Source organism: Pseudomonas alcaligenes (assembly GCF_041729615.1).
Classification (GTDB): Bacteria; Pseudomonadota; Gammaproteobacteria; order Pseudomonadales; family Pseudomonadaceae; genus Aquipseudomonas; species Aquipseudomonas alcaligenes_B.
Genome location: NZ_CP154874.1, coordinates 2,542,525 through 2,558,590, shown reverse-complemented (window position 1 = coordinate 2,558,590; position 16,066 = coordinate 2,542,525). Strand labels below are relative to the sequence as shown.

The 16,066-nt window shown below is 67.2% G+C and carries 16 protein-coding genes; 6 read left to right on the top strand and 10 right to left on the bottom strand.

Annotated features, from left to right (window positions below; all coding sequences use genetic code 11):
* Positions 1-85: 85 nt before the first annotated feature.
* Positions 86-358 carry an HU family DNA-binding protein gene (locus AAG092_RS12435; RefSeq protein ID WP_021702152.1) on the bottom strand — a complete coding sequence of 91 codons (273 nt, stop codon included), beginning with the start codon at positions 356-358 and terminating at the stop codon, positions 86-88.
* Between the two features lie 280 nt (positions 359-638).
* Positions 639-806, bottom strand: a complete 168-nt coding sequence (locus tag AAG092_RS12430) for a rubredoxin (protein WP_068827612.1) — start codon at positions 804-806, stop codon at positions 639-641.
* Positions 807-985: 179 nt separating this feature from the next.
* Here AAG092_RS12430 and AAG092_RS12425 point away from each other — a divergent pair, with 179 nt between their 5' ends.
* The 5 genes from AAG092_RS12425 to AAG092_RS12405 all read left to right on the top strand — a co-directional run bounded on the left by AAG092_RS12425 (position 986) and on the right by AAG092_RS12405 (position 6,019).
* On the top strand, positions 986-1,534 hold the full coding sequence (locus tag AAG092_RS12425; protein ID WP_373386929.1) for a chorismate lyase: 549 nt from the start codon (positions 986-988) through the stop codon (positions 1,532-1,534).
* A gap of 60 nt (positions 1,535-1,594) precedes the next feature.
* Positions 1,595-2,488 carry a 4-hydroxybenzoate octaprenyltransferase gene (gene ubiA / locus AAG092_RS12420; RefSeq protein ID WP_373386928.1) on the top strand — a complete coding sequence of 298 codons (894 nt, stop codon included), beginning with the start codon at positions 1,595-1,597 and terminating at the stop codon, positions 2,486-2,488.
* Between the two features lie 86 nt (positions 2,489-2,574).
* A complete protein-coding gene (gene phoB / locus AAG092_RS12415; protein WP_061902709.1) occupies positions 2,575-3,264 on the top strand; it encodes a phosphate regulon transcriptional regulator PhoB in 690 nt (229 codons plus the stop codon).
* A 37-nt stretch (positions 3,265-3,301) separates the two neighbouring features.
* The gene (gene phoR, locus AAG092_RS12410) at positions 3,302-4,606 is read left to right on the top strand and encodes a phosphate regulon sensor histidine kinase PhoR (RefSeq protein WP_373386927.1); all 1,305 of its coding nucleotides are present in this window, start codon (positions 3,302-3,304) and stop codon (positions 4,604-4,606) included.
* A gap of 72 nt (positions 4,607-4,678) precedes the next feature.
* Positions 4,679-6,019: a hemolysin family protein gene (locus tag AAG092_RS12405; protein ID WP_373386926.1), complete on the top strand. Its 1,341-nt coding sequence runs from the start codon at positions 4,679-4,681 to the stop codon at positions 6,017-6,019.
* Positions 6,020-6,040: 21 nt separating this feature from the next.
* On the opposite strand, the gene AAG092_RS12400 is transcribed toward AAG092_RS12405, so the two are convergent.
* The 8 genes from AAG092_RS12400 to AAG092_RS12365 all read right to left on the bottom strand — a co-directional run bounded on the left by AAG092_RS12400 (position 6,041) and on the right by AAG092_RS12365 (position 15,349).
* Positions 6,041-6,313 (bottom strand): hypothetical protein, encoded by a 273-nt coding sequence (locus AAG092_RS12400; RefSeq protein ID WP_373386925.1) that lies wholly within the window; start codon positions 6,311-6,313, stop codon positions 6,041-6,043.
* An 88-nt stretch (positions 6,314-6,401) separates the two neighbouring features.
* On the bottom strand, positions 6,402-7,298 hold the full coding sequence (locus AAG092_RS12395) for a peptidoglycan DD-metalloendopeptidase family protein (protein WP_373386924.1): 897 nt from the start codon (positions 7,296-7,298) through the stop codon (positions 6,402-6,404).
* 113 nt (positions 7,299-7,411) lie between these two features.
* Positions 7,412-8,329, bottom strand: a complete 918-nt coding sequence (locus AAG092_RS12390) for a response regulator (RefSeq protein WP_110682739.1) — start codon at positions 8,327-8,329, stop codon at positions 7,412-7,414.
* A gap of 124 nt (positions 8,330-8,453) precedes the next feature.
* Positions 8,454-9,182 carry a phosphate signaling complex protein PhoU gene (gene phoU, locus AAG092_RS12385; protein ID WP_373386923.1) on the bottom strand — a complete coding sequence of 243 codons (729 nt, stop codon included), beginning with the start codon at positions 9,180-9,182 and terminating at the stop codon, positions 8,454-8,456.
* A gap of 152 nt (positions 9,183-9,334) precedes the next feature.
* Entirely contained in the window at positions 9,335-10,168 is an 834-nt protein-coding gene (gene pstB / locus AAG092_RS12380; RefSeq protein ID WP_110682738.1) for a phosphate ABC transporter ATP-binding protein PstB, read from the bottom strand.
* A gap of 65 nt (positions 10,169-10,233) precedes the next feature.
* Positions 10,234-11,850 (bottom strand): phosphate ABC transporter permease PstA, encoded by a 1,617-nt coding sequence (pstA, locus tag AAG092_RS12375; RefSeq protein ID WP_373389593.1) that lies wholly within the window; start codon positions 11,848-11,850, stop codon positions 10,234-10,236.
* Between the two features lie 76 nt (positions 11,851-11,926).
* On the bottom strand, positions 11,927-14,209 hold the full coding sequence (locus AAG092_RS12370; protein ID WP_373386922.1) for a phosphate ABC transporter permease: 2,283 nt from the start codon (positions 14,207-14,209) through the stop codon (positions 11,927-11,929).
* Positions 14,210-14,380: 171 nt separating this feature from the next.
* Positions 14,381-15,349, bottom strand: coding sequence for a PstS family phosphate ABC transporter substrate-binding protein (locus AAG092_RS12365; protein ID WP_373386921.1), 969 nt, complete (start codon positions 15,347-15,349; stop codon positions 14,381-14,383).
* Between the two features lie 252 nt (positions 15,350-15,601).
* Between AAG092_RS12365 and AAG092_RS12360 the strand changes: the two genes are divergently transcribed.
* A complete protein-coding gene (locus tag AAG092_RS12360; protein ID WP_110682735.1) occupies positions 15,602-16,006 on the top strand; it encodes an acyl-CoA thioesterase in 405 nt (134 codons plus the stop codon).
* Positions 16,007-16,066: the final 60 nt, after the last annotated feature.

Genomic DNA, 16,066 nt, shown 5'->3' with positions numbered 1-16,066 from the left:
GCGGAACACTACATCCCGTCTGGCGGGACACCGGCGCAAGCCTGAGGGGTGATCCGGAGCCCTGCGGCTCCGGACCGGGACTTGCTCAGTTGACGGCGTCGCGCAGGGATTTGCCCGGCTTGAAGGCCACGGTGTTGCTGGCCTTGATCTTGACCGGAGCACCGGTCTGCGGGTTCTTGCCGGTACGGGCACCACGGTGGCGCTGCAGGAAGGTACCAAAGCCGACCAGGGTGACGCTGTCCTTGCGGTTCAGCGCGCTGGTGATCTCTTCGAGCACGGCGTTGAGTACGCGATTGGCCTGGTCTTTGGTCAGATCAGCCTTTTCGGCGATAGCCGCGGCGAGTTCAGGTTTACGCATAGATGCCTCTTTGACGGTTTGTTGTTGTTGTGTCCGTGCTGTCCGTCCAGAACAGCGCCAAAGGCGCCGCAACGGCTCTGCGCTGCGGCAGACCCCGGGAGAATGGCACGCCATCCGGGACTGCGCCAGTGCTGCCGGGCAGTTTGCGCGGACGATAACGTGACGATCACGACAGAACAGCCGGCATTTCCGCCAGAACCTGATCGATGGCCCGATTCATCCCCCCGCAAACGCGAACGGCGGCCCAAAGGCCGCCGTTCCGATGCCGCCCTAGAGCGGATCAGCCGATCTCGATCATCTCGAAGTCGGCCTTGCCCACGCCGCAGTCCGGGCACAGCCAGTCGGCCGGCACGTCTTCCCAGCGGGTGCCGGCGGCGATGCCGTCGTCGGGCCAGCCCTGGCTCTCGTCATAGATCAGGCCACAGACCACACATTGCCACTTCTTCATGCTCTACCTCTTCGCGGGCCGCCTACGGCGGCGAGGCCCTGTAAGGGTGGCCGCCAAGGATGGCAGGCCATCAAAAATCAGCAGGCTTTGTACTGGCAAGCGCGCCTTCGCGCAAGTCTCGGGCGACCGCCCGCCTCGTGCTAAGCTCGCCGCCGTCCCAGGTCGCCGAAGCCGTTGTCGTGCCCTCCTCCGCCCTCGCCCATCCGCCCCGCTGGCTCAGCGCGGCGCAGTTGCATCCCGCCCCCGCGCCCCTGCTGCGCGACTGGCTGTTCGACCAGGGGTCGCTGACCCGTCGCCTCACCGCGCTGAGCACCGGGCGCTTCGCCGTGCAGCCGCTGCAGCAGGGCTGGCAGGTGCTGCGCAACGACGAGTGCGCCGCGCTGCTGGTTCCGGCCGGCAGCCAGGGCTGGGTGCGCGAGGTGTTCCTGCTCGGCGCCGGCCAGCCCTGGGTGTTCGCCCGCAGCGTGGCCGCGCGCAGCGCACTGGAGGGCTCGGGCCTGGAGCTGGGCAAGCTGGGCAGCCGTTCCCTCGGCGAGCTGTTGTTCAGCGACCGCGCCTTCGCCCGCGGCGAGCTGCAGGCCTGCCGCTACCCGGCCGCCTGGCTGCCGGACGCGGTGCGCGCCGAGCAGCTGTGGGGGCGCCGCTCGTGCTTTCGCCGCGACGGCCTCGGCGTGCTGGTGGCCGAGGTGTTCCTGCCGGCGTTCTGGGACCACGCCGCCGCGAACTAGCGCCGCACCATGCCCGGTGCAGGCTCGTATAATCGGCGCACCCGGAACGGAGACCCACCGATGTACCAGTCCTTCCTGCTCGCCCTCAACCGCGTCCACCCGCGCAGCTGGGACTTCGTCCAGCTGATGCGCCTGGAGAAGCCGATCGGCATCTACCTGCTGCTGTGGCCGACCCTCTGGGCCCTGTGGGTGGCGAGCAAGGGCGTGCCGGACCTCAAGTGGCTGCTGATCTTCGTCCTCGGCACCCTGTTCATGCGCGCCGCCGGCTGCGTGATCAACGACTACGCCGACCGCCACTTCGATGGCCATGTGGCGCGCACCAAGGCGCGCCCGCTGGCCGATGGCCGGATCTCGCCGCGCGAGGCGCTGGTGCTGTTCGCCGTGCTGGTGGCGCTGAGCTTCGTGCTGGTGCTGTTCACCAACCTGACCACCATCCTGCTGTCCTTCGGCGGCCTGGCCCTGGCCGCCTGCTACCCCTTCATGAAGCGCTACACCTACTACCCGCAGGTGGTGCTGGGCGCGGCCTTCAGCTGGGGCATGCCGATGGCCTTCAGCGCGGTGACCGGCCAGCTGCCGCCGCCCGAGGCCTGGCTGCTGTACATCGCCAACCTGCTGTGGACGGTGGCCTACGACACCTACTACGCGATGACCGACCGCGAGGACGACCTGAAGATCGGCGTGAAGTCCACCGCCATCCTGTTCGGCGAAGCCGACCGCCTGATCATCCTCGCCCTGCAGGGCCTGGCCCTGCTGTGCCTGGCCATGGCCGGCGTGCGCTTCAGCCTGGGCATCTGGTTTCTGCTCGGCCTGCTCGGCGCCGCCGCCTGCTTCGCCTGGGAATTCTGGAGCACCCGCGGGCGCGAACCGCAGGCCTGCTTCGCCGCCTTCCTGCACAATCACTGGGCCGGCCTGGCGATCCTGCTCGGCATCGTCCTGGACTATGCCCTGCGCTGAGCAAAAGCCCGGCGCAGAGCTGTCATATCGCTGCAATAATTCCGTTATCTAATGCGGCGCAAGACAGACGACCCGAGGCTCGACCCATGGTTGGCAAGAACATCCTGATCGTTGACGACGAAGCCCCGATCCGCGAGATGATCGCGGTGGCCCTGGAAATGGCCGGCTACGACTGCCTGGAGGCGGAAAACACCCAGCAGGCCCACGCCCTGATCGTCGACCGCAAGCCGGACCTGATCCTGCTCGACTGGATGCTGCCCGGCACCAGCGGCATCGAGCTGGCGCGCCGGCTCAAGCGCGACGAGCTGACCGACGACATCCCGATCATCATGCTCACCGCCAAGGGCGAAGAGGACAACAAGATCCAGGGCCTGGAAGTCGGCGCCGACGACTACATCACCAAGCCCTTCTCCCCGCGCGAGCTGGTGGCCCGCCTCAAGGCCGTGCTGCGGCGCACCGCGCCGAGCGACGGCGAGGCGCCGATCGAGGTCGGTGGCCTGCTGCTCGACCCGATCAGCCACCGCGTCACCATCGACGGCAAGCCGGCCGAGATGGGCCCCACCGAATACCGCCTGCTGCAGTTCTTCATGACCCATCAGGAGCGCGCCTACACCCGCGGCCAGCTGCTCGACCAGGTCTGGGGCGGCAACGTCTACGTCGAGGAGCGTACCGTCGACGTGCACATCCGCCGCCTGCGCAAGGCGCTCGGCGAGGCCTACGAGAATCTGGTGCAGACGGTGCGCGGCACCGGGTATCGTTTCTCCACCAAGAGCTGATCCACGCCCTCCGCTGTCCAGAGTAAGGATGCACTAGGTGAACCAAGACTGGCGCGGCGCCCTGGTGCGCCGCCTGCTGCTGTTGTTGGTCGGTTGCGGCCTGGTCGGCCTGATCACCGGCGAGTACGCCTGGGCCCTGGCCGTCGGCCTCGGCGGCTACCTGCTGTGGCATCTCAAGCAGCTGCTGCGCCTGCACAAGTGGCTGCGCGAGCGCCAGCCGGACGAGGCCCCGCCCGAGGGCTATGGCCTGTGGGGCGAAGTGTTCGACAACATCTACCACCTGCAGCGCCGCGACCAGCGCGTGCGCGGCCGCCTGCAGGCGGTGATCGACCGCGTGCAGGAGTCCACCGCGGCCCTGCGCGACGCGGTGATCATGCTCGACGCCGAGGGCAACCTGGAGTGGTGGAACCGCGCCGCCGAGCAGCTGCTGGGCCTGAAGACCCCGCAGGACAGCGGCCAGTCGATCACCAACCTGGTGCGCCACCCGCGCTTCAAGGAATACTTCGAGGCCGGCAACTACCAGGAAGCGCTGGAGATCCCCTCGCCGATCAACGACCGCCTGCGCCTGCAGCTGCAGATCACCCAGTACGGCAATCGCGAGCACCTGATGCTGGTGCGCGACGTCACCCGCCTCTACCAGCTGGAGCAGATGCGCAAGGACTTCGTCGCCAACGTCTCCCATGAGCTGCGCACGCCGCTGACGGTGATCGCCGGCTACCTGGAGACCCTGCTGGACAATGTCGAGGAGGTCAACCCGCGCTGGCTGCGGGCCCTGCAGCAGATGCAGCAGCAGGGCGCGCGCATGCAGAACCTGCTCAACGACCTGCTCCTGCTGGCCAAGCTGGAGGCCACCGACTACCCCTCGGACAACCAGCCGGTGGCGGTCGACCTGCTGCTGCTGTCGATCAAGAACGACGCCCAGGCGCTGTCGGGCAACCGCAACCATCGCATCAGCCTGGAGGCCGACCCGCACCTGCGCCTCAAGGGCAGCGAGACCGAGCTGCGCAGCGCCTTCTCCAACCTGGTGTTCAACGCGGTGAAGTACAGTCCCGAGGACAGCGAGATTCGCATCCGCTGGTGGGGCGACGAACAGGGCGCGCACTTCAGCGTGGCCGACAACGGCATCGGCATCGAAGCCAAGCACCTGCCGCGCCTGACCGAACGCTTCTACCGGGTCGACTCCAGCCGCGCCTCCGCCACCGGCGGCACCGGCCTCGGCCTGGCCATCGTCAAGCACGTGCTGCTGCGCCACCGGGCACGCCTGGACATCGCCAGCCAGGTCGGCAAGGGCAGCACCTTCACCTGCCATTTCCCGGCCCAGCAGGTCAGCCGGCGCGCCTGATGCGCGGGGCGCGCTTGCAATCGCCCGCCCCAGCCGCCACCCTTTAGCGGTCTGCAACCACCCCGACCGTCCATGGACCCTTCCAGTAGCCTCTCGACCTCCACCCTCTTCGCTGACCTCGGCCTCGTGCTGTTCGCCCTGTTCCTCGTGCTGCTCAACGGCTTCTTCGTCGCCGCCGAGTTCGCCATGGTCAAGCTGCGCTCGACCAAGGTCGAGGCCATCGCCGAGCAGCACGGCTGGCGCGGGCACATCCTGCGCACCGTGCACAACCAGCTGGACGCCTACCTGTCGGCCTGCCAGCTGGGCATTACCCTGGCCTCACTCGGCCTCGGCTGGGTCGGCGAGCCGGCCTTCGCCGAACTGCTCACCCCGCTGCTGGCCGGAATCGGCATCGAGTCGGAGAAGCTGGTCCACGGCATCGCCTTCTTCATCGCCTTCTTCATCATTTCCTACCTGCACATCGTGGTCGGCGAGCTGGCGCCCAAGTCCTGGGCGATCCGCAAGCCCGAGCTGCTGTCGCTGTGGACCGCCGCACCGCTGTACGGCTTCTACTGGCTGATGTACCCGGCCATCTACCTGCTCAACGCCAGCGCCAACGCCATCCTGCGCGTCGCCGGGCAGGGCGAGCCGGGGCCGCACCACGAGCACCACTACAGCCGCGACGAGCTGAAGTTGATCCTCCACTCCAGCCGCGCCCGCGACCCCAGCGACCAGGACATGCGCGTGCTGGCCTCGGCCGTGGAGATGGGCGAACTGGAAGTGGTGGACTGGGCCAACTCGCGCGAGGACCTGGTGTACATCGAGGTCGGCGCCAAGCTGGACGAGCTGTTCAACCTGTTCCGCCGCCACAAGTTCAGCCGCTACCCGGTGTTTGATGAGGCCAGCGCCAGCTTCGTCGGCGTGCTGCACATCAAGGACCTGCTGCTGCAGCTGAGCCTGCTGGAGATGCTGCCGTCCAAGTTCAACCTGGCCGAGCTGATGCGCCCGATCGAGCGGGTCAGCAAGCACATGCCGCTGTCCTCGCTGCTGGAGCAGTTCCGCAAGGGCGGCGCGCATTTCGCCCTGGTCGAGGAGGCCGACGGCAAGGTGGTCGGCTTCCTGACCATGGAAGACGTGCTGGAGGTGCTGGTCGGCGACATCCAGGACGAACATCACAAGGCCGAACGCGGCATCCTCGCCTACCAGCCGGGCAAGCTGCTGGTGCGCGGCGACACCCCGCTGTTCAAGATCGAGCGCCTGCTCGGTGTCGACCTCGACCACATCGAGGCCGAGACCCTGGCCGGGCTGGTCTACGAGAGCCTCAACCGGGTGCCGGAAGAGGACGAAGTGCTGGAGACCGCAGGCCTCAACATCGTCATCAAGAAGATGAAGGGGCCGAAGATCGTCCTGGCCAAGGTGCTGCGGCTGGACTGAGCCGCGCGCCGCCGGTCGCTATCAGGCGGCCTGGGCGCGGCTGCCAGCCAGCAGATCCAGGCCGTGATCCAGGTGCTGGTCCACCAGCCAGCGGCCGTGGGCCAGCGCGGCGCGCTGGGCGCTCTCCAGGTCGGCGAAGAAGGCGAACTTCAGCGGCAGGGCGATGCGCCTGCTGCTGTGGCCATCCGGCAGGTCGATCTGGCAGCCCGCCGCCCAGGGCGTGGGGATGCCGGGGTGCTCGATGATGGCGGCGCTGATGAAATGATCGCGGTGGGTGCAGTGCAGGTTGTTCATGGCTCTGGCCTCGCAGGATGACTGCAGCGGTTCCGTCACCATAGGCCAGTTCGCGGCGCGCTCGCCGCGAACCGACAACCGGCACGCCTTACTCGCCGCCCACGGCGAAGTTGGGCAGGCTGTCCACCGGCTGGGCGAAGTTGAAGGGGATCGACTCCAGGGCCAGGCCGACGTTGCGCTGCACCACGAAGTGCAGGTGCGGGCCGGTGCTGTTGCCGGTGTTGCCGGAACGGGCGATCTGCATGCCGGCCGCCACCCGCTGGCCTTCCTGCACCGTCACCGAACCGCGCATCAGGTGCAGGTAGACGCCCATGGTGCCGTCGTCATGCAGGATGCGCACGTAGTTGCCGGAAGGGTTGTTGCCACGCCCGCTCTGGTGGTTCTCGGTCTTCACCACCACGCCGCCGCGCGCCGCGACTATCGGCGTGCCTTCGGGCATGGCGATGTCCATGGCGTAGCGGCCCTTGGGGGTGAAGTGGCTGTACTTGCCGCCGGCGCCCTGGGTCAGGCGGAACGGCCCGCCGCGCCAGGGCAGCGGGTAGCGATACAGCAGCGGCTGCAGGCGCGGATCGCCCATGGCGTAGCGCAGCCTGGGCTTGTAGCTCATCGGCTTGCCCGCCTCGCGCGGCGCCAGGGTGGCCAGGCGGATCTGGCTGCGCGGCGGCAGCACCCAGCGCAGTGGCTCGTCCGGCGCGCCGACGGCATTGACCAGTCGCTCCAGGCGCAACTCGATCTCCACCGGTGCATACAGGTCGTTGCGCACCAGCAGGGTCTCGCCGGCCTCGTGCTTCTTGGTCTCCAGCTTCACCAGGTTGTCGAGCTTCTCCACCATGCGGTCGCGGAACACGAACACCTGGGCACCGGGCACGGCCTGGTCGCTATAGGTCACCGTGCCGTGACGGTCGACATATTTGTAGATGGTCAGTGCACTGGCCTGGCCGGCGGCCAGCAGCAGCGCGCAGAAAAGCAGTGGACGCCCTAGCATGACTTCACGGATCGAGTGGTTATTGGTATCCGGGACTGGCAAGACTAGCAGCGTGACGCGGCATCGGCGAGGTGCTGGCGGCCGGGCTGTGATGCAGCGCACCGGCCAGGGTGCTAGGCACCCGGGACGAAATGCTTCTGCGCGGTGCCGCGGGCGATCAGGCGCGACAGGTAGTCGAGCTTCTGCGGGTCGCGGTCGACGAACTTGAAAGTCAGCTGCAGCCACTCGCTGTCGGGCTTGGGCTCCAGCGCCGCCACCGCATGCAGGTAGCCGTTGAGCCGCGCGGTTTCGGCGGCCTCGCCCTGCTCCAGGTCGAGCACCGCGCTTTCCAGCACCTGCGGCAGCAGCTCGGCGCGCCGGACCACCAGCAGCGCTTCCTTGAGGCTGAGTGCCTTGATCACGCAGGCCATGCTGCCGCCGGGCAGGCGCAGCTGGCCCTGGCCGCGGCCGGCCGGGGAGGCTGCGGCGGGCTTAGGGGCGGCGGCAGGCTTGGCGAACACGGCGGCGGCATCGGTGGCGGCCTGGGCGACGGGCTTGGCCGCCGGCTTGACCACCTCGGCCTTGCCGCCGGTCAGGGCAGCCAGCGAATCGTTGGCCAGGGCCGAGGTCAGCGGTGCCTTGCTGCCCTGGGCCGCCAGGGCGGCCAGCTTGCCGGCGCGGTGCAGGGCCTTCTTGACCTTGGTCACCAGCTGCTCGTTGGAAAAGGGCTTGCCGATGAAGTCGGAGACGCCGGCCTGGATGGCCTGTACCACGTTCTCCTTGTCGCCGCGGCTGGTGACCATGATGAAGGGCGTGGTCTTCAGCGACTCGTGCTCGCGGCACCAGGCGAGCAGTTCGAGGCCTGACATCTCCGGCATCTCCCAGTCGCACAGGATCAGGTCGGCCGGCTGGCGGGCGAGCATCTGCTGGGCCTTGCGCCCGTTGACCGCCTCCTCGATCTGGATGCCGGGGAAGTGGTCGCGCAGACCCTTCTTCACCAGATCACGGATAAAGGTGGCGTCGTCCACCACCAGCACGCTGACTTTGCTCATCGACCACTCCCGGCAAGAATGTCGACAAGCATAGCCGCGGATGATGGCCCAAGGCCAACCGAGGGCCCTAGGGGATTTCCCGAGCGGCCCGGGGATCGCTCCACCAGGCCGCCGGGCAGGCGCCTCACTCGCCCTTGCCGCCCTGCACTTCTTCCTGCATGCGCGCCAGGCCCAGGTGGCGCACGTCGGTGCCGCGCACCAGGTAGATCACCAGCTCGGCGATGTTGCGTGCATGGTCGCCGATGCGCTCCAGCGAACGCAGCACCCAGATCACGCTGAGCACGCGGGTGATCGAGCGCGGGTCTTCCATCATGTAGGTGACCAGCTCGCGCAGGGCGGTCTTGTACTCGCGGTCGATGGTCTTGTCGTACTGCGCCACGGACAGGGCCAGGTCGGCATCGAAGCGGGCGAAGGCGTCCAGCGCCTCCTGCACCATGCGCCGTACCTGGTCGCCGATGTGACGCACCTCGACGTAGCCGCGTGGCGCCTCGCCCTCTTCGCACAGCTGGATGGCGCGCTTGGCGATCTTCGACGACTCGTCGCCGATGCGCTCGAGGTCGATCACCGATTTGGAGATGCTGATGATCAGGCGCAGGTCGGAAGCCGCCGGCTGGCGCCGGGCGAGGATGCGCATGCACTCCTCGTCGATGTTGCGCTCCATCTGGTTGATCTGGTCGTCGATCTCGCGCACCTGCTGGGCCAGGCCGGAGTCGGCCTCGATCAGCGCGGTGACCGCGTCGTTGACCTGCTTCTCGACCAGGCCGCCCATGGCCAGCAGGTGGCTGCGCACCTCCTCCAGCTCGGCGTTGAACTGCTGGGAGATATGATGGGTGAGGCTGTCTTTGTTGATCATGGTCGAGCCCTTGTGCAGCAAATTAGGTTCTTGAAATTCAATCGTCCTGGCCTTTGCGAAATTGTGTCGGGCTAGGAGGCGCCGCGCAGACAGTACAACTCGTACGGCAAGCGGCGCCGACAACGCCCGGCGCGGTTTCGCATAGCCAGGGGTTAGCCGTAGCGGCCGGTGATGTAGTCTTCGGTCTGCTTCTTCGCCGGGTTGGTGAACAGGGTGTCGGTGTCGCCGAACTCAATCAGCTTGCCCATGTACATGAACGCGGTGTAGTCGGAGACGCGCGCCGCCTGCTGCATGTTGTGGGTGACGATGACGATGGTGTACTTGCTCTTCAGCTCGTAGATCAGTTCCTCGACCTTGAGGGTGGAGATCGGGTCGAGCGCCGAGCAGGGCTCGTCGAGCAGCAGCACTTCCGGCTGCACCGCCACGGTACGGGCGATCACCAGGCGCTGCTGCTGGCCACCGGACAGGCCGAGGGCGGATTCGTGCAGGCGGTCCTTGACCTCATCCCACAGCGCCGCGCTCTTCAGCGCCCATTCCACGGTCTCGTCGAGCACGCGCTTCTGGTTCACGCCCTGGATGCGCAGGCCGTACACCACGTTCTCGTAGATGCTCTTGGGGAACGGGTTGGGCTTCTGGAACACCATGCCCACGCGGCGGCGCAGCTCGGCGACGTCCACGCCCTTCTTGTAGATGTCCTGGCCGTCGAGGAGGATCTGGCCGTCCACGCGGCAGCCATCGACCAGGTCATTCATGCGGTTGAAGGTGCGCAGCAGGGTCGACTTGCCGCAGCCGCTTGGTCCGATGAAGGCGGTCACGCGCTGCTTCGGGATGTTCAGGCTGACGTCGAACAGCGCCTGCTTGTCGCCGTAATAGAGGTTGAGCTTGGGCACCTCCAGGGCGACCGTCTCTTCGGCCAGGTTGAGGCCCTGCTTCTCGCGGCCGAGGGCGGCCATGTCGATACCGTGGGTGTGTACTTCGTGCTGCATGGGAGGCTCCCTACGCTAACAAATCGTTCAGGCCGCCGCGGCCGGTGCCGCGGCGACGTACTCAATCAATGATCCAGCGCCTTGTACTTCTCGCGCAGGTGGTTGCGGATGAACACCGCGCTCAGGTTGAGCAGGGCGATCACCAGCACCAGCAGCAGCGCGGTGGCGTATACCAGCGGGCGGGCGGCCTCGACGTTGGGGCTCTGGAAGCCGACGTCGTAGATGTGGAAGCCCAGGTGCATGATCTTCTGGTCCAGGTGCAGGTACGGGTAGTTGCCGTCCACCGGCAGGCTCGGCGCCAGCTTGACCACGCCGACCAGCATCAGCGGCGCCACTTCGCCGGCGGCGCGGGCCACGGCGAGGATCATGCCGGTCATCATGGCCGGGCTGGCCATCGGCAGCACCACCTTCCACAGGGTCTCGGCCTTGGTTGCGCCGAGGGCCAGGGAACCTTCGCGCAGGGCCCGCGGGATGCGCGCCAGGCCTTCTTCGGTGGCGACGATCACCACCGGCACGGCGAGGATCGCCAGGGTCAGCGAGGCCCATAGCAGGCCCGGGGTACCGAAGGTCGGCGCCGGGGCGGACTCGGGGAAGAACAGGCGGTCGATCGAGCCGCCCAGCACGTAGACGAAGAAGCCCAGGCCGAACACGCCGTAGACGATGGCCGGTACGCCGGCCAGGTTGTTCACGGCGATGCGGATGATGCGGGTCAGGGTGCCCTGCTTGGCGTACTCGCGCAGGTAGATGGCCGCCAGCACGCCGAACGGGGTGACGATCACGGCCATGATCAGGGTCATCATCACAGTGCCGAAGATGGCCGGGAAGATGCCGCCCTCAGTGTTGGCCTCACGCGGGTCGTCGCTGAGGAACTCCCAGATCTTGGCGAAGTAGAAGCCGAGCTTGGCGAGCACGCCCATGGCGTTCGGCTGGTAGGCGCGCACCACCTTGCTCAGGGCGATTTCCTGCTCGCGGCCATCGGCGGTCTTGACCACCACGCTGTCGCGCGCCAGCTGCTGGTTGAGGTCGATCAACTCGGCCTCCAGCCCCTTGTACTGGGCGTCCAGCTCGGCGCGGCGGGCGTCCAGGTCGGCCTGGGCGGTGGCGTCCAGACGGCCCTCGAGCTCCAGGCCGCGGCTCTCCAGACGCAGCTGCTCGAGGCCATGGTTGATGCGGCCGATGTCCTTCTTCTCCAGGCGCACCAGCTGCGCGTGCAACTGGTCGACGCGGGCGATGCGGCCCTGCAGCTCGGTCCAAGCGGCGTCACCCTCGGCCACCACCTGGCCGGACTCCTTGATGCTCAGCAGGTAGCCATAGAAGTTGCCCCACTCGCGGCGCTCCATCACCACCAGGTTTTCCGGGGTCTGCGCATCGCTCAGCCACTCGGCCACCACCCAGCTGAAGTCGGCGCCATAGACCTCACGGTTGCCCACCTTGAGCAGCTCGCGGGTCATGAACTCGCCACCGTTGACGTCCACCGGCAGGCCGGCGGCGGCCAGGCGCGCGCGCGGTACTTCCTCCTGCTGCACCAGCTCGCCGGCCAGCAGGCGCGATGCCTCGCCCGGCACCTGGTAGCTGGCCTGCATCACGTCGGCCGGCCAGAAATGGCCGAGGCCGCGCACGGCGATCACGGCGAGCAGGCCGATGGTCATGATCACCGCGATGGACACGCCACTGGCGGTCATCCACACCCAGGGCGAACCGCTCTTGAACCAGGACTTGAGGTTTTGCTCTTTGCGTTTCACGGACTACTCCCAGTTCTCAGAGCGACGCGTATTTCTTGCGCAGGCGGGTACGGATCAGCTCCGCCAGGGTGTTCATCACGAAGGTGAAGCCCAGCAACACCAGCGCCGAGAGGAACAGCACGCGGTAGTGGGTGCTGCCCACCTCGGATTCCGGCATTTCCACCGCCACGTTGGCGGCCAGGGTGCGCAGGCCCTGGAAGATGTTCATGTCCATGATCGGCGTGTTGCCGGTGGCCATCAGCACGATCATGGTCTCGCCGACGGCGCGGCCCAGGCCGATCATCAGCGCCGAGAAGATGCCCGGGCTGGCGGTGAGGATCACTACGCGGGTCAGGGTCTGCCAGGGCGTGGCGCCCAGGGCCAGGGAGCCGAAGGTGAGGCTCTTCGGCACGCTGAACACGGCGTCCTCGGCGATCGAGTAGATGTTCGGGATCACCGCGAAGCCCATGGCCAGGCCGACCACCAGGGCGTTGCGCTGGTCGAAGGTGATGCCCAGGTCATTGCTGATCCACAGGCGCATGTCGCCACCGAAGAACCAGTTCTCCAGGTGGCCGCTCATGCTCAGGGAGAAGGCGCCGACCAGCAGGATCACCGGAACCAGCAGGGCCGCCTCCCAGCCATCCGGAACCACCAGGCGGATGCGCTCCGGCAGGCGGCTCCAGGCGTAGGCGGCGAGCAGCACGCCGACCGGGGTCAGCAGCAGCAGGCTGAAGATGCCCGGCAGGTGGCCTTCCACATAGGGCGCCAGGAACAGGCCGGCGAAGAAGCCGAGGATCACCGTCGGCAGCGCCTCCATCAGCTCGATCACCGGCTTGACCTTGCGGCGCATGGCCGGGGCCATGAAGTAGGCGGTGTAGATGGCCGCGCAGATGGCCAGCGGGGCGGCCAGCAGCATGGCGTAGAAGGCTGCCTTGAGGGTGCCGAAGGTCAGCGGCGCCAGGCTCATCTTGGGTTCGAAGTCGCTGTTGGCCGAAGTCGACTGCCAGACCTGCTTGGGCTCGTCGTAGCTCTCGTACCAAACCTTGCCCCACAGCGCGCTCCAGGAAATCTCCGGGTGCGGGTTGTCGATGTAGAAGCGCTGCAGCTGGCCGTTGGACTCCACCAGCACGCGGTTGGCGCGCGGCGACAGGGCGGCGATGGCGGCGCCCTCGGCCACCGGCTCGATCAGCAGGGTACGGTGCGCGGTGCTGTGGAAGACGCCCAGGCGGCCTTCGGCATCCAGGGCCAGGAAGCCCTTGCGGCGCTCTTCCGCAAGAATCTGGGTAACGGCCGCGTCGCCCAGCTGGAAGCCGCGGATGTGGGTCAGCGCGGCCTTGCCGTCGGCATCGCGGACCATGAACCACTGGCCGATGCCGCCCTGGCTGTCGCCGATCATCAGCGAGATGCCGCCGAGCAGCTGGCTGGCAGCGGTCACCTCGGCGCCGCCTTCGAGCAGCTTGTAGCGGCCATTGAGGGCTTTGCTGCGCAGGTCGAAGACGTCGGCGGTGGCCTTGCCGTTGATCACGAACAACCAGTGCTGGCGCGGGTCGATGAACAGCGCGCGGATCGGCTCGGCGATCTGCGGCAGGGCGATGCGCTCCTCGCTGAGGCTCACCTCGCCAGTCATCATGTTCTCTTCGCGGCTGAGCGCCAGCACCTGCAGCTCGCTGCCGACCGAGGCGCTGAGCATCAGGGTGTCGCCGTTCTGGCTGATGGCCACGTGATCGAGTTCCCGGCCCTGGGCGTCGAGGGCGATGGGCGCCTCGCCGAAGGGATAGTCCAGGCTGGGGGTGATGGTCTTGACGTTGTCCGGGTAGCTGATCTTGTAGTTGTGCTCGAACACCAGCACCTGGCCATTGGACAGGCCGAGCGCCACGCGGCGGCTGCCGGGCTGGTCCTGGCCGACCGAGACGATGCGACTGCCCTGCGGCAGGGGCAGCTGCACGTTGCTGAGTGCGGCGCCGTCCTTGAGCGCGAGGAACTGTATCCGGCCCGCGGCGTCGAGGCGCATGGCCACCTTGTTCTGCTCCTCCACCGCCATCAGCAGCGCCGGCTGCTGCTCGGCCAGCCAGGCCGGCTGCTGGGCCGGCTTGGCCTCCAGCTCGGCGCCGGCGAACATCGGTGCCACCACGTAGGCCAGGTAGAAGAAGATCAGGGTGATGCAGGCCAGCACGGCCAGGCCGCCGATGGACACGTACCAGTGCGCCAGGCGGTCCTTGAGGGCACGCATGCGCCGCTTGCGCAGCAGCGCCGGGGTGTTGAAGTCCAGCCTGTGGCTGTTCGAGGAAGCGCTCATGCTGTTGTTGGCCAAGTCGTTCATGAGGAGTTCTCAGGCGGGCACAGGCCGCGCGGAATACGGGTGAGTCAATCTATCCGCCTTGTGTGACAGAAAGATTACAGCGTGGTGACGCGCCGACGCCCGCGACTCCGAAGAGTAGCGGGCGTCGGTGCCACACGCCGGGCGGTCAGCCCGGCGGCAGCGACCGGTGCCTTACAGGCCCAGTTCTTTCTTGGTCTTCTCGACCACCTTGGACGGCAGCGGGATGTAACCGTCCTTGACCACCACTTCCTGGCCCTGCTTGGACAGGACCATCTTCACGAACTCGGCTTCCAGCGGGCTCAGCGGCTTGTTCGGCGCCTTGTTCACGTAGACGTAGAAGAAGCGCGCCAGCGGGAACTTGCCGGCCAGGGCATTTTCCTCGGAAGCCTCGAAGGCCTCGCCGCCTTTCTTCGACAGCGGCACGGCACGGACGCTGGAAGTCTTGTAGCCGATGCCCGAGTAGCCGATGGCGTTCAGGGTGCTGGAGATCGACTGGACCACGGAAGCCGAACCCGGCTGCTCGTTGACGTTGGCCTTGAAGTCACCCTTGCACAGGCCTTCTTCCTTGAAGTAGCCGTAGGTGCCGGATACCGAGTTGCGACCGAACAGCTGGATCGGCTTGGCCGCCCACTCGCCGGTCAGACCCAGGTCGCCCCAGGTGGTGATGTCCTTGGCGCCGCCGCACAGACGGGTGCTGGAGAAGATGGCGTCGACCTGGGCGATGTCCAGGGACTTGATCGGGTTGTCCTTGTGCACGAACACGGCCAGGGCGTCGATGGCCACCGGCACGGCGACCGGCTTGTAGCCGAACTTCTCTTCGAAGGCCTGCAGCTCGTTGTCCTTCATGGCGCGGGACATCGGGCCGAGGTTGGCGGTGCCTTCGGTCAGGGCGGGCGGCGCGGTGGAGGAGCCGGCGGCCTGGATCTGGATGTTCACGTTCGGGTACAGCTTCTTGTATTCCTCGGCCCACAGGGTCATCAGGTTGGCCAGGGAGTCGGAACCGACGCTGGACAGGTTGCCCGATACACCGGAAGTCTTTTCATAGGTCGGCAGAGCCGGGTCGATAGCGGCAACCGCACTAGCGGCGCTTACGCCAGCGGCGACGAAAGTCAGGGCCGCCATCAAACGCTTGAGTTTCATGCCTTGCTCCTAGCAGGAAGGGGTTGGATGGAACGGGCCCAAGTATCAGCAGGCCGCGTGAACACTCTATGAATGGATTGTGACAGTTCGATGAAAGCCCGGCAGAAAGTGCGCGAACGACCCGCGTCGATTCGTAGAAAAGCGGAACCGGGCGGTCGTGCGCCGCCGCGCGGCCCTATATACTGCGCGCCTGGCCAGCCGGGGCAGACCCGGCCGCATCCAATCATAAGAACCGCTGGGGCCGCACCCGCCATGATCGAATACGAACAGGAAGATCCCATTCCCCAGGGCGACCTCGCCCTGCAGATCACCGCCCTGCCGCGCGAGACCAACGGTTTCGGCGATATCTACGGCGGCTGGCTGGTCTCGCAGATGGACCTGGCAGGCACCGCCATGGCCAGCCGGGTCGCCGGCGGCCGGGTCGCCACCGTGGCCATCGACCGCATGGCCTTCCTGGTGCCGGTGGCGGTGGGCGCCCAGCTGTCCTTCTACACCCAGGTGCTGGAAATCGGCCGCAGCTCGATCCAGATGCTGGTCGAGGTGTGGAGCGACGACCCGCTGTCCAGCGAGTGGCGCAAGGTCACCGAGGCGGTGTTCGTGTTCGTCGCCATCGACGGCAGCGGCCGCACCCGCCCGGTGCCGCCGCGCCGCGGCTGATCGCAGCCGCTCCGACAACGCCGACCTCGTGTCGGCGTTTTTCAGGGTGCTTGGCCTTTG

Coding starts and splice junctions, on each gene's coding strand:
- pstB (WP_110682738.1), bottom strand. CDS start 10,168: ATGCAGCACGAAGTACACACCCACGGTATCGACATGGCCGCCCTCGGC.
- phoB (WP_061902709.1), top strand. CDS start 2,575: ATGGTTGGCAAGAACATCCTGATCGTTGACGACGAAGCCCCGATCCGC.
- AAG092_RS12405 (WP_373386926.1), top strand. CDS start 4,679: ATGGACCCTTCCAGTAGCCTCTCGACCTCCACCCTCTTCGCTGACCTC.
- AAG092_RS12365 (WP_373386921.1), bottom strand. CDS start 15,349: ATGAAACTCAAGCGTTTGATGGCGGCCCTGACTTTCGTCGCCGCTGGC.
- AAG092_RS12400 (WP_373386925.1), bottom strand. CDS start 6,313: ATGAACAACCTGCACTGCACCCACCGCGATCATTTCATCAGCGCCGCC.
- ubiA (WP_373386928.1), top strand. CDS start 1,595: ATGTACCAGTCCTTCCTGCTCGCCCTCAACCGCGTCCACCCGCGCAGC.
- AAG092_RS12390 (WP_110682739.1), bottom strand. CDS start 8,329: ATGAGCAAAGTCAGCGTGCTGGTGGTGGACGACGCCACCTTTATCCGT.
- AAG092_RS12360 (WP_110682735.1), top strand. CDS start 15,602: ATGATCGAATACGAACAGGAAGATCCCATTCCCCAGGGCGACCTCGCC.
- AAG092_RS12370 (WP_373386922.1), bottom strand. CDS start 14,209: ATGAACGACTTGGCCAACAACAGCATGAGCGCTTCCTCGAACAGCCAC.
- phoU (WP_373386923.1), bottom strand. CDS start 9,182: ATGATCAACAAAGACAGCCTCACCCATCATATCTCCCAGCAGTTCAAC.
- AAG092_RS12395 (WP_373386924.1), bottom strand. CDS start 7,298: ATGCTAGGGCGTCCACTGCTTTTCTGCGCGCTGCTGCTGGCCGCCGGC.
- pstA (WP_373389593.1), bottom strand. CDS start 11,850: ATGACCGCCAGTGGCGTGTCCATCGCGGTGATCATGACCATCGGCCTG.
- AAG092_RS12435 (WP_021702152.1), bottom strand. CDS start 358: ATGCGTAAACCTGAACTCGCCGCGGCTATCGCCGAAAAGGCTGATCTG.
- AAG092_RS12430 (WP_068827612.1), bottom strand. CDS start 806: ATGAAGAAGTGGCAATGTGTGGTCTGTGGCCTGATCTATGACGAGAGC.